Source organism: Thalassovita gelatinovora, assembly GCF_001458355.1.
In the GTDB taxonomy this organism is placed as follows: domain Bacteria; phylum Pseudomonadota; class Alphaproteobacteria; order Rhodobacterales; family Rhodobacteraceae; genus Thalassobius; species Thalassobius gelatinovorus.
In genome coordinates, this window is record NZ_CYSA01000003.1 from 1 (window position 1) to 12,069 (window position 12,069).

At 57.1% G+C, this 12,069-nt stretch carries 9 protein-coding genes; 5 read left to right on the plus strand and 4 right to left on the minus strand.

Annotated features, from left to right (window positions below):
* The coding region (locus TG4357_RS18945) for an IS3 family transposase (RefSeq protein WP_144433912.1) at positions 1 to 206 on the plus strand (206 nt) is incomplete at its 5' end.
* Here TG4357_RS18945 and TG4357_RS19250 read toward each other — a convergent pair.
* From TG4357_RS19250 to TG4357_RS00375, 4 genes are all read right to left on the minus strand, one after another.
* Complete coding sequence (locus TG4357_RS19250; RefSeq protein ID WP_058260891.1) at positions 124 to 678, minus strand: calcium-binding protein; 555 nt, start codon at positions 676 to 678, stop codon at positions 124 to 126. The genes TG4357_RS18945 and TG4357_RS19250 overlap by 83 nt on opposite strands.
* 136 nt (positions 679 to 814) lie before the next feature.
* Entirely contained in the window at positions 815 to 1,876 is a 1,062-nt protein-coding gene (locus TG4357_RS00365; protein ID WP_058260892.1) for a calcium-binding protein, read from the minus strand.
* Positions 1,877 to 2,099: 223 nt separating this feature from the next.
* Complete coding sequence (locus tag TG4357_RS00370; RefSeq protein ID WP_058260893.1) at positions 2,100 to 5,690, minus strand: efflux RND transporter permease subunit; 3,591 nt, start codon at positions 5,688 to 5,690, stop codon at positions 2,100 to 2,102.
* Positions 5,687 to 6,919 (minus strand): efflux RND transporter periplasmic adaptor subunit, encoded by a 1,233-nt coding sequence (locus TG4357_RS00375; RefSeq protein WP_058260894.1) that lies wholly within the window; start codon positions 6,917 to 6,919, stop codon positions 5,687 to 5,689. The genes TG4357_RS00370 and TG4357_RS00375 overlap by 4 nt, the downstream gene beginning before the upstream one ends.
* Before the next feature lie 213 nt (positions 6,920 to 7,132).
* On the opposite strand from TG4357_RS00375, the gene TG4357_RS00380 reads away from it, so the two are divergent.
* The 4 genes from TG4357_RS00380 (at position 7,133) to TG4357_RS00395 (ending at position 11,956) form a co-directional block, all read left to right on the plus strand.
* A complete protein-coding gene (locus TG4357_RS00380; protein WP_306345468.1) occupies positions 7,133 to 7,816 on the plus strand; it encodes a hypothetical protein in 684 nt (227 codons plus the stop codon).
* A gap of 49 nt (positions 7,817 to 7,865) precedes the next feature.
* On the plus strand, positions 7,866 to 9,185 hold the full coding sequence (locus tag TG4357_RS00385) for a PQQ-like beta-propeller repeat protein (protein WP_233487402.1): 1,320 nt from the start codon (positions 7,866 to 7,868) through the stop codon (positions 9,183 to 9,185).
* A 47-nt stretch (positions 9,186 to 9,232) separates the two neighbouring features.
* Positions 9,233 to 10,699 (plus strand): ribosome biogenesis GTPase Der, encoded by a 1,467-nt coding sequence (gene der, locus TG4357_RS00390; RefSeq protein ID WP_058260895.1) that lies wholly within the window; start codon positions 9,233 to 9,235, stop codon positions 10,697 to 10,699.
* A 267-nt stretch (positions 10,700 to 10,966) separates the two neighbouring features.
* Complete coding sequence (locus tag TG4357_RS00395; protein WP_058260896.1) at positions 10,967 to 11,956, plus strand: fatty acid desaturase; 990 nt, start codon at positions 10,967 to 10,969, stop codon at positions 11,954 to 11,956.
* The last annotated feature ends 113 nt before the right edge of the window (positions 11,957 to 12,069 follow it).

Genomic DNA, 12,069 nt, shown 5'->3' on the forward strand with positions numbered 1-12,069 from the left:
GCAAAGGTAATTGTTATGACAATGCGGCCGTCGAGACATTCTTCAAAACCATCAAGGCCGAGCTGATCTGGCGGCGGTCATGGGCAACCAGGCGGCAAACTGAGATGGCTATCTTCGAATACATCAATGGCTTCTATAATCCGCGCCGACGCCATTCAGCACTGGGCTGGAAAAGCCCCGTCGCTTTTGAGCGGAAGGTGGCTTAAACGAGCACTTGGGGCGGCACGAAACCGTGACAGGTCCAGTATCGTTGCCGACCCCGGTGCTGACATCGTTTCTGCCCGGTCCTGTATCCACTTCATCATTCCCTGCGCCGGAAATAATGTCGTCGTCGCCACGCCCGCCGACAACGGTGTCGTCGCCATCGCCCGAAGTAATCGAATCCGACCCGTTTTGGCCGTGGATCAAATCGTCACCGCCGCCGGTCGCAACCACGTCGTTCCCGTCTCCCGCCATGATCGTCAGGTCGTTCGAACTACCCATCTCGTCGATAATGTCATTCCCATCGGAAACCTCGATTTCATCGGTGTTATCTTCTTTGTCAGTGGTATTTTCGCTGTCGAAAATATCCCACAGGACAAGGCCGCCAATGAGCGGAAGCAGCGTCAATAAAAGCACAAAATGTCCCCATAAGTATTTGGAGACAATAAATTGAAACAATGTCAGAAATTCAAGCAAAAATAGTATTGCATGCAGATGTATATCGTTAATGACGACAACACTTCTCCAGAAACGGCTTTGTTTCAAATTCTGAGACAATCAACGAGCGGGGGGGCATATACCGGCGCGTTCCGTCAGTAGAAGAGCGTAATGCCTAACCCTCCAGCACCCTGACCGTCAGGTTGTCTGGCGTGATCTGGTCGAAGCTGACCCCTTGCAGGTGCAGGAACTCGATCCCCACGGCCGTCAGGACGATACCGCCATCGGGGGCCTCCTGCGCGGTGATTTCGTCAAAGCCAAATTCCAGCCCGCCGATCAGGGTGATCCGCACACTTTCGGTGTCGGGATCGAAATCGGTGATGGTGACGGTTTCAGCATCGCTGCTGTCCTGCACGATGCGTGGGTCTTGGTTGACGCAGATGCAGAACCGGTCGGTGCCGTCACCACCGGTCACGATATCACCGTCATCGGCGCGGATGAAATCGTCGCCCGCCCCACCGTTCAGGGTGTCGGGGGCATCGGGCAGGGGATTGCGGGCGTCATCGAATTGCAGGTCGCGGGCGACGATCCGGTCGTCACCGGCACCACCGTCAATTTGATCCCTGCCTTGATAGGAGGTTAGTAAATCATGCTCTGCCCCGCCCGACACGATGTCGTTGTCGGTCGCGGCCAATTCGGCGCTCAACAGGTTGTCGAGCCAGCGGTCTTCGCCATCGCCCAGATCGATCAGGTCGTTGCCGCCGCCGGATGTGACGGTGTCCGAACCGTCACCGGTTGAGATCGTGTCATTGCCATCGCCGGATTTAATGCGGTCATTCCCCGGCCCGCCGTCAATGATATTGTCGCCGCCGGTCGACTGTAGAATGTCATTACCATCGTCGCCGGTGATCGTGTCATTGCCGTAATAGGCATTGATGTCGTCATTTCCCGCGCCACCGTCGATTGCGTCATCGCCAGATCCGGAATCCACGGAATCGTCGCCTGCTGCGGTTTGAATGGAATTGTTGCCATCGCCGGTCCGGATGATGTCATCGCCAGAATGGGTATGAATGACAAGATTATTGTCATTAGACAGGTCAATGAACCGATCATCGTTTTCTGTACCGGTGAAGTTTTCGGCATCGTGACCGTCATCGCCATCGGAGTCCCCGCCAAAGTTCAGGCTGTCCACCAATAGAAGCCCGATCATCAGTGGCATCACAATCAGAGTAAACATAATGAAACACTCTCTTATCCCGGAATTTAGATACAAATTTGGAAATAGAGAGCTTTTCTTAAAAGCGTGTAAATTTAGAACAAAAAGAGAATATTTAGTGTCATGGCTTTTGCGGGCACACCTTGCGCGGGCTTGCCGCGCAAGGGGCGATCGGACCGAATGGTCACCGACGCCAATCGGATCATGATGGTTGGCAAGACCGGGGCATCCCCGGTCTTGCCAACTATTCCGCTGCTTTCAGTTTTCGAGACTTGTCGGCACTGTCCACCTCGGGCAAATCGAACATGTCCGGGGTTTCTTCTTCCCAGATAATCTCGGGGGCTTTCAACCTGCGCGCGGCGCGTTGAAGCGCCAGATCGCGGGCGGCGCGGCTGGCGCGTCCCAATGACAAAGCTGCCAGCGCCCGTGCGATCCAGTGCAGATAGGTTGTGAACCAGATCCGGATCGCAAGCATTGCAGGGGTAAAGACCAGTGTCAGCACTGTGGCGATGCCCAGTCCGAACACCACTGCTGTGGCCAGCTGTTTCCACCACAGGGCCGTCGGGCTGTCGATGCTATAGCCACCCTGGATGAAATCCAGCGACAAGCCGAACATCATCGGGGCCAGCCCCGCCATCGTGGTCACGGTGGTCAGAAGCACTGGACGGATACGATCTTCGGCGGTTCTGATGATCGCTTCGATCCGTGGCATATAGGCCGAATATTCCTGATAGGTGTCGATCAGAACGATATTGTTGTTCACCACGATACCGGCCAAGGCCACGATGCCGGTCCCGGTCATGATGACCGAAAAGGTCTGATCCATCACCAGCATGCCGATCAGAACCCCGGTGGTGGACAACACCACCGCCAGCAGAACCAGCGCCGAATTGTAGAAGCTGTTGAACTGTGCCAGCAGGATGATGAACATCAAGGCCAGCGCCGCGCCAAAGGCCTGACCAAGGAAGGCCTGGCTTTCCGCCTGATCGTCCTGATCGCCGGTCCATTCCCATTCAACGCCTACGGGCAGCGGTTTGGTTTTTAACCAGTTTGTCAGATCTTCGATCCGCTCGTTTGCGGTGATCGGGACGGTTACCTCTTTGCCATTCTGGTCGGTGATCGTTTTGGTCAGGCCGCTGGTGATTCCGGCTTTGACATCGAAGTAGCGTTTCTGATCGACCCGGCTGATGCTGGCCAGCTTTGGCACCGGTTGACGGGAGATGAAATTTGCCAACGGCACCAATCCGTCGGCAGTACGCACCTTCAGCGTGTCGAGCGTCGACAGAACCCGATCGCTTTCTGGTAACCGGACACGGATTTCGATTTCCTCATCCGAACTATCGACCCGCATCGTATCGAGAAGGATGCCGCGCGTGACCAGCTGAACCATGGCTCCCACGGTGGCCACATTGGCACCATAACGGCCCGCCTTTTCGACATCGACGTCGATTTGCCAGTCGATGCCGGGCAGCGGCAGCGTATCTTCGATCAGTTCCAACCCTTCGGTGTCTTCAAACCGGGTGCGGGCGATATTGGTGGCGGCAATCAGGTCTTCCCAGTTGTCCCCCTTTAACCGCAGATGCACGGGCTTGGCCGATGCTGGGCCGCGGGCCTGCGCCAAAATCTCCACTTTGATACCTGGGATCTGTTGCAACTGTTCGGTCAATTCGGCCAAAATGATGTCGCCATCCAAATCGGGACGGTCGGAACGGTCTTCCCACGGTATTGTTTCAAACTGGATTTGGCCGATCGTATCCACCGGTGGCTGCGCTCCGCCAGTGTTGCTGTTCAGACCGCCTTCTCCGGCAAAGGTAAAGGCATTCAATACCCCCGGATGGGACAGAACGATGTCTTCGGCCTCTTGCACCAGCAGGTCTTTTTCAGTCACCGACAGGTTGCCGCGCGCCCGGACATAGACGATGGCCTGTTCCGGTTCGGATTCGACGAAAAACTCGGTTCCCTTGTTGTGTTCGCCGAAATAGCTGAACACCGACATCACCACGAACCCGACAACCCCGACCGCGACCAGAGGCATGACGGGGTTGCCGACAATGGCCTTGATGGCCCAGCCGAACAAGGTCCGGCGACGTCTGGCTTTGATCTTGCGCCGGCGCCATTGGATTTCCGCAGCTTGCAGGGTGACCGAGGAGGCAAAGGCACCGAGGACAAAAATTGCACCGCCAACTGCCAAAGATGCCCGACCCGCATCGCCAAGCTCAAACAGGTAATTAGGATTGAGAACCTGCATTGCACCGACAAACATCATCAGCATCGATGGTGGCACCAAAGCGGCCCGCGCAATCCACCACGGCAGATGACGCTTGAGAAATTCCGACATATTGTGGAATTTGCGGCTGAGCCGGCCCGACACGCCGCCCATAACGGGAAGATAGATCAAGGCGACCACAAGCGAGGCGCTGAGAACGAAAATCAGCGTGACGGGCAACATGCTCATGAATTCACCCGGCACCCCGGGCCAGAACAGCATCGGCAGGAAGGCGCAAAGCGTCGTCGCGGTGGAACTGACCACCGGCCAGAACATCCGCTTGGCGGCTTCGACATAGGCATGCATCGGACCGACGCCTTCGTTGATCCGCTTGTCGGCATATTCCACCACCACGATGGCCCCATCGACCAGCATCCCGACGGCGAGGATCAACCCGAACATCACGATATTGGAAATCGTTACGCCCATCGCTGCCAGCAGCAAAAAACATAGCAGGAACGAGGTCGGGATGGCGAAGCCCACCAGAAGCGCCGCACGGCTGCCCAAAGATGCCAAAACCACAATCATCACCAGCGCGATCGCGGTCAGAACAGAGCCTTCCAACTGGCTGACCATAGACCCGACAACGCGGCCCTGGTCGTTCGAGGTGCCAAGCCGCACCGCCGCCTTAAGGTCGTCGGGCCAATCTTCGCGCGCCTTGTCCAATTCGTCTTTTACCGTCTCGATCGTGTCCAGCAGGTTGAAGCCTTTGCGTTTCACGACCTGCAGGGCGACGGTGGGCACGCCGTTGAATTGTGCGGTGCCTGTGCGGTCTTCGAAGGTCAGACGGATTTCTGCCAGATCGCCCAACGTGACGACCCGCTGGCCATTAATCTTGACCGGCAGGGAATAAATGTCGCGGGGTTCGTCAAAGGAAGACGGGATCTTGACCGAAAACGTGCCCTGATCTGTTTCCACCTCGCCAGCGGCGACCAGCATGTTGTTGCTGGTGACAACGTTGATCAGTTCCTGTGCGGTGACGTTATAGGATTCCAGCCGCAGCGGATCGATCACCACTTCGACCATTTCATCGCGATTGCCCGCGATACCGGCTTCCAGCACTGAATCGAGAGATTCCAGCTGATCCTGCAGGTCTTTCGCGACGCGGTACATCGTGCGTTCAGGGACGTCGCCGGTCAGGTTGACGATCAGGATCGGAAATTCCGAAAAGTTGATTTCGTTGACCGAGTAGCTGTCGAAACCACTGGGGAACTGGCCTTCTGCGGTCGACATCGCGTCACGGACATCTGCCGTGACCTTGGTCTTGTCCCAACCGAATTCGAATTCCAGCGCCACCCCGGCATAGCCTTCCGAGGCGGTGGAGGACATGGTTTTCAACCCATCCAGACCGGCCAATTCTGTTTCCATCGGCTTGACCAGCAGGGTTTCGGAATCCTCGGCGGAAATGCCGGGGAAGGGGACCGAAACGAACAGAGCCGGAATTTCGATATCCGGTTCCCCTTCTTTCGGCAGGCCGAAATAGGCATATCCCCCTGCCAGCAATGACAGCAGGATGAAAGCCATTACCATGCGGGCGCGTTCTGCGGCCCAATCGACGATACCGGTCATTGCGATACCTCGCGATAGGTCGGCAATACCTTGACGCCATCGACCACGTATTCCTGTCCAACCACGATGACATCGACGGTTTCCGGCAGCCCGCTTACCCAGGTGCCTTCGGCGGTGTCACGGATCAAAGAGACAGGTTTGAACGCAACGACATTGTCGTCCTCTACGATCCGAACGCCCAGACGTCCGCCGTCATCAAGCGTCAGCGACGATTGCGGAAGAAGATGGGCCCGGGTTCCGGCTGACGCGATCAGGATCTCGGCGGTTTGACCATCGCGGATGCTCAAATCTTCGTTGGTCACTTCGATATCAACGCGGAAGGTTCGGGTCTGTGGATCGGCTGAACGAGACAAGAATATAACCCGCCCCCGCACTTCCTGCCCGTCACTCAGACGCGCCCCGGCCAAACTGCCCAACGAGACCCGGTTTACCTGAGTTTCCGGCACGTAGCCGATGACCTTGATCGGGTCGAGCTGGATCACAGTGGCACAGACGCTGCCTGCGGTCAGCAAACTGCCCAGTTCTGCCGTGTCGGTTTCAAGTAACCCTGCGAAGGGGGCGGTAATGGTCAGCCGTTCGATTTCTGTTTCCGCGACCTCGACATTGGCTTCGGCGGCTCGAATCCCGGCCTGTGCGGACTCGACCCCGGAACGGGCCGATTCAATTGATGCTTCGGCGGATTTCACCCCTGCCTGCGTGGATGCTACCCGAGTGTTGGAAGCATAGCCTTCTTTCGACAATTCGGACGCGACTGTGTCGTTGATCTGAGCTTCGTCAAACCGTGCTTGCGCTTCTTTAATGCGGGCCTCTGCCTGAGGAACCTGTGCTTTGGCATTGGCCAGTTGTGCCTGGGCATTGGCCAAGGCCGCCGGACGTGTGCCGGGATCAAGCTTGCACAATTCCTGATCTTTCTGGACGAAACTGCCTTTGCGCAACGGTTCCGAAATCACCCGTGATGTGGTTTCGGACCGAACTTCAACTTGCCGCGCCGCTTCGGTTTCGCCGCGCAGGATCACCGCACTGTCGATTTCGCGGCTTTGCGAACGCTGCACCACCACCCGCACAACCGAGGCCGGTTCGCTGGTTGGTGTGGTGGTTTGTTCTGCTTCAACCTTGGTCGTTTCCTCAGTATTGCCGGTAGCAAATGCGATCACAACGTCGCGCTTCATTACCAGAAGGAACAGACCGGCAGTCACCAGCAGGGCAGTGATAATCGGAACAATACGCATTTGGGGTCCTAAATTTTTTTGTTCTTGGTGCCGTAAGTGGCTTTTCTATACTGAAATACAAGCTTGTGCAGCAATAACTAAACAGATCGGTTCGGAGTATGCTGCAGCAAAAACATCCGCAAGCAGGCAGAACGCGGAAAACATGCACACATAGCGGCGCATTCGCGCACACCCTTGGCAGCCTCGGTGCTTCGCGTTAAGAGGGGGCAAATCATGGGGGCACGAGTTGTGAGCAACAGCGACAGTTTCATTGAAGAAGTCACCGAAGAAGTGCGCCGTGACCGGCTGTTTGCGCTGATCCGCCGCTATGGCTGGATCGCAGTTCTGGCGGTGTTGACTTTGGTTGGCGGGGCCGCGTGGAACGAATGGCGCAAAGCGCAGAATATTGCGGCGGCACAGGCGCTTGGCGATGAAATTGTCGTCGCGCTAGAGGCTGACGCGGCCCAAGACCGTGCCGATGCTTTGGCGACGATCACATCCGAAACCGCGCAGGGCGATTTGGTTGTCAGCCTACTGCGGGCGGCACAACTGGAAGAAGCGGGCGACACCGTCGGTGCGCTTCAACTGCTTGATGCGCTGGCCGCTAATGGCGATGCACCGGCGATTTATCGTCAAGTCGCCGGTTTCAAATCGCTGCTGCTGCAAGCCGATACGTTGTCAGCCGACCAACGCCGTTTACGGTTGGACGGCTTGATTCAAACCGGATCGACTTTGCGGCTTCTGGCCGAGGAACAACTGGCGCTGATCGACATGTCCGAAAACATGCCGCAGGCCGCAATCGAACGGCTGCAAAGGATCATTGCAGATGCCGAAGCCACGACAGGCTTGCGTCGCCGCGCATCTCAGTTGATTGTGGCCCTTGGCGGCGACACCGCCACCGAGACGAATACGAACTGAGACTTTTGTGACCAGTGGTTTCAGCGCAATAAGACAGAGGGCAGGATTGGTGAAACGCAGTTCTATCGTTCTTGGCCTGGTAGCGGTTTCGCTGCTGGTAGCCTGCACCGAAAAAGAAGTCATCCTGCCAGGTAAACGCGAAAATATTCGTTCTATCCTGAGCGAAGAGGATATCATCGAGGCACCGTTGAGCGCCGCCAGCAGGAAATTGACCCTGCCCAAGGTCAGTAGCAACGCCAGTTGGACGCATCGCATTGGAACGCCGAAATATCGGCCTTCGCATCCGGCACTTGCCGCCGCACCGTCGTTGGTGTGGAGCGCTGACATCGGCGCAGGCGACGGCAAGCGCAACCGTATCACCGCCGATCCGGTGGTGGATCAGGGGCGTGTCTTCACACTGGATGCCGAAGCGCAGGTTGTTGCTACGTCAACGGCGGGCACAACGCTGTGGAAAACCGATCTCACCCCGGCCCGTGACCGTCAGGACGAAGCCACCGGTGGCGGTTTGGCGCTTGGCGCGGGCAAGCTGTTCGTCGCTTCGGGGTTCGGAACGCTGACCGCGATTGATCCGGCAACAGGCGGCGTTGTCTGGCAGCAGGATTTGGAATCGACCGGGTCGGGCACCCCCACTGTTTACGACGATCTGGTCTATATGGTCGGCGGCGACAACACCGCTTGGGCGCTTGAGGCGGATACTGGCCGGGTACGCTGGCAACTGACGCAGGCGTCCGATATTGGCAATGTCCTTGGCGCATCCGCCCCGGCAGTGAACGACAAATTCGTGGTCTTCGCATATGGCGATGGCGGACTGCACGGTGCGTTCCGAAAAGGTGGGCTGAGGCTGTGGTCCAGCTATGTTTCGGGCCAACGACGGTTCAAATCCATTGCCAAGGTCAGCGATATTACCGGCGATCCGGTCATTGATGGCGATATCGTCTATGTTGGTTCCCATTCCGGGCGCCTGGTGGCGCTCGACATCAATACCGGCGAACGGATATGGACGGCGGCCGAAGGCGCGATCAGCCCGGTTTGGCCCGCTGGAGGGTCTGTTTTTGCACTGACCGATCAAAACGAACTGGTGCGGCTCAACGCCCAGGATGGCAGTCGGATCTGGGGCACAAAACTACCCAACTTCGTCAAATACCACCCGCGTAAGGCGGCCGAGGTCTATGCCCATTACGGCCCCGTTCTGGCCGGTGGTCAATTGGTCGTGGCGTCCAATGACGGGCTGTTGCGGTTTTTCAACCCGGAAACGGGTGCCATGACCCGTTCGGTCGAAGTCCCGGGCGGTGCCACCACCGCGCCGGTGGTGGCGGGCGGTGTGCTGTATGTTGTCGGCACCAAAGGTCAATTGTACGCTTTCCGTTGATCGCAACTTGGTGTAACAGGGCGGCTTGATCCGTTTTGGAGCGATAAATGAGCTTTACCCTCGCCATCGTGGGGCGTCCCAATGTGGGCAAATCCACCCTGTTCAACCGCCTTGTCGGCAAACGTCTGGCCTTGGTCGATGACCAACCCGGCGTGACCCGTGATTTGCGCGAAGGAGAAGCCAAGCTGGGCGGTCTGCGGTTCACCGTGATCGACACTGCCGGTTTGGAAGAGGCCACCGATGACAGCCTGCAGGGGCGGATGCGGCGGCTGACCGAACGCGCGGTGGACATGGCCGATATTTGCCTGTTCATGATCGACGCGCGGGTCGGGGTGACGCCGACCGACGAAATGTTTGCCGAAATCCTGCGGAAACGCTCCAAACACGTGATTCTGGCCACCAACAAGGCTGAAGGTAAAGCCGCCGATGCCGGGGTATTGGAGGCCTATGCCTTGGGCTTGGGTGAACCATTGCGTTTGTCAGCCGAACATGGCGAAGGCATGGGCGAATTGATGCACGTTCTGATGCCGTTGGCGGATGAATTTGCCGATGCAGCCGCTGAACATATGCCAGAAACCGATGTCGCACTGGATGAGGACGAAGACGAAGAAGGTTTCCGCAAACCGACCTTCGAAAAGCCGTTGCAAGTCGCGGTGATCGGCCGGCCGAATGCGGGGAAATCGACCCTGATCAACAAGATCCTTGGAGAAGACCGGCTGCTGACCGGCCCCGAAGCCGGGATTACTCGTGATGCGATTTCACTGACCATCGATTGGGGTGGATTGCCGGTGCGGATCTGGGACACTGCCGGGATGCGTAAACGCGCCAAGGTTCAGGATAAGGTCGAAAAACTGTCGGTCTCCGATGGGCTTCGGGCGGTGAAATTCGCCGAAGTGGTGATCTTGCTTCTGGATGCGGAAATTCCGTTCGAACAACAGGACCTACGGATCGCCGACTTGGCCGAACGCGAAGGCCGTGCCGTGGTGGTGGCGGTCAATAAATGGGACATCGAAGAACATAAGCAGGAAAAGCTGCGCGAAATGCGTGAAGCTTTTGAACGTCTGCTGCCGCAATTGCGCGGCGCGCCGCTGGTCACCGTTTCGGCCAAGACCGGGCGTGGGCTGGATCGGCTGCAGGCGGCGGTGGAAAAAGCCTATGATGTCTGGAACCGCCGGGTTCCGACCGCGCAGCTCAATCGTTGGTTGATTGCGATGCTGGAACAACATCCGCCGCCCGCGCCGGGCGGACGTCGGATCAAGCTGCGTTATATGACCCAGGCCAAGACGCGGCCACCGGGGTTCGTGGTCATGTGTTCTCAGCCCGACAAGATTCCCAACAGCTATTCGCGCTATCTCGTCAATGGGTTGAGACAAGATTTCGACATGCCGGGCACGCCGATCCGGCTGACTATGCGCGGTCAGGGGGATAAAAACCCCTATAAGTCCAAACGGGAAAAGAAACCCGGTGCCTTGGGCAAACACCTGACCAAAAAACGCGGTCAACCGCGCGGCTAAATCCTGATTTGGTAGGGCTGATTGGGCAACATTTCGCACTTGCTGCGGCGTGGGGCGGGGGTGTGGCTGTTTTCCTGACCTGAGGACTTGCGAAAAATGTCTCTCAGATTACTTTCTTCATGAACGGCGCATTGGGCGTAAAGATTTTTAATCGTTATGGCCGCAAATTCGGTCAATAAACTGTAGTGTGTAGGAATTAGAAAGACGGCTGTGTGGCCGCTTCGTGCGAAAACCCGCTGGATTAAATGAATTACCTTGGGGTGAATAATGTCTGTCAGGGATCATACCAAAGCTTATACGGAAAAAGACAACCGCATCGCGGCGGTCAGTTATTTCGGAACCTTCCTTGTCTATTTTGCGACGCTTTTTACGGCAATCATCTGGGCCTCGCTGTGGTGGGCGGTTATTCCGCTGGTTATCGTGAATGCTTTTGCAGGGGTGCGGCTTTACGTGCTGCAACATGATTGCGGTCACGCTTCGTTGTTCGCAACCCGGCGGCAAAACGATCTGGCTGGATACGGCCTGTCGGTTTTCACCCTGACACCCTACTGGGTGATGCGCCACAATCACAACCTGCATCACGCCCATGTCGGCAATCTCGATCATCGTGAAGATGGTGAAATCTACACCATGACCCTTGCCGAGTGGAACAAGGCGGGGTTTTGGCAGCGGATCACTTACCGGCTCTATCGCAATCCCGCGGTCCTGATGTTGGTGGGTGGGGTTTTCGTCTATTTCCTGCGCTACCGCTGGCCCAAGAACACGCTGCGTGCCGGCATCGCCGGGGTGTTGGCGCATAATCTGGCACTTGTGATCTGGATTGCCTCGATTTGGGGGCTGGCTGGTTGGACCGGATTGACCGTCTGGCTGGCGACTGCGGTTGTCGCCGGGGCGATCGGTGTTTTCCTTGTCTATCTGCAGCATAATTTCGAAGACACCTATTGGGATCGCCGTCCAGATCTCGATCCGTCCATCGCGGCGCTGAAAGGGTCTTCGGCACTTGATCTTGGTTGGTGGTGGGATTTGGGGACCGGCAATATCGCCTATCACGACATTCATCACTATGACCCGCGAATTCCATCTTATCGATTGCGCAAATGTCATCGTGAAATCAGCCCCGTGCTGGCACCGCAGACCAATATTGTGAAATGGCCGCAAGCGATTGCCTCGTTCCGGCTCAAGCTGTGGGATGAAGATAACGAAAAGCTCGTACCGTTCCCGCAATCACGGCAGCACAGTCTGGCGACTGCAAGCTGATCATATCCCCTGTGGCGTTTCTTCTTGGCGGCAATACTCTGGGGGATGAATTGGCCAAAGGCCAAGAAGGGGGCAAGGCCCCCTTCGATCGCCCGGAACGGGCTAAACCGGAC

Bases quoted from the DNA above. Each gene is read 5' to 3' on its own strand.
- TG4357_RS00365 (WP_058260892.1), bottom strand. From the start codon at position 1,876: ATGTTTACTCTGATTGTGATGCCACTGATGATCGGGCTTCTATTGGTG.
- TG4357_RS00370 (WP_058260893.1), bottom strand. From the start codon at position 5,690: ATGACCGGTATCGTCGATTGGGCCGCAGAACGCGCCCGCATGGTAATG.
- TG4357_RS00375 (WP_058260894.1), bottom strand. From the start codon at position 6,919: ATGCGTATTGTTCCGATTATCACTGCCCTGCTGGTGACTGCCGGTCTG.
- TG4357_RS00380 (WP_306345468.1), top strand. From the start codon at position 7,133: ATGGGGGCACGAGTTGTGAGCAACAGCGACAGTTTCATTGAAGAAGTC.
- der (WP_058260895.1), top strand. From the start codon at position 9,233: ATGAGCTTTACCCTCGCCATCGTGGGGCGTCCCAATGTGGGCAAATCC.
- TG4357_RS00395 (WP_058260896.1), top strand. From the start codon at position 10,967: ATGTCTGTCAGGGATCATACCAAAGCTTATACGGAAAAAGACAACCGC.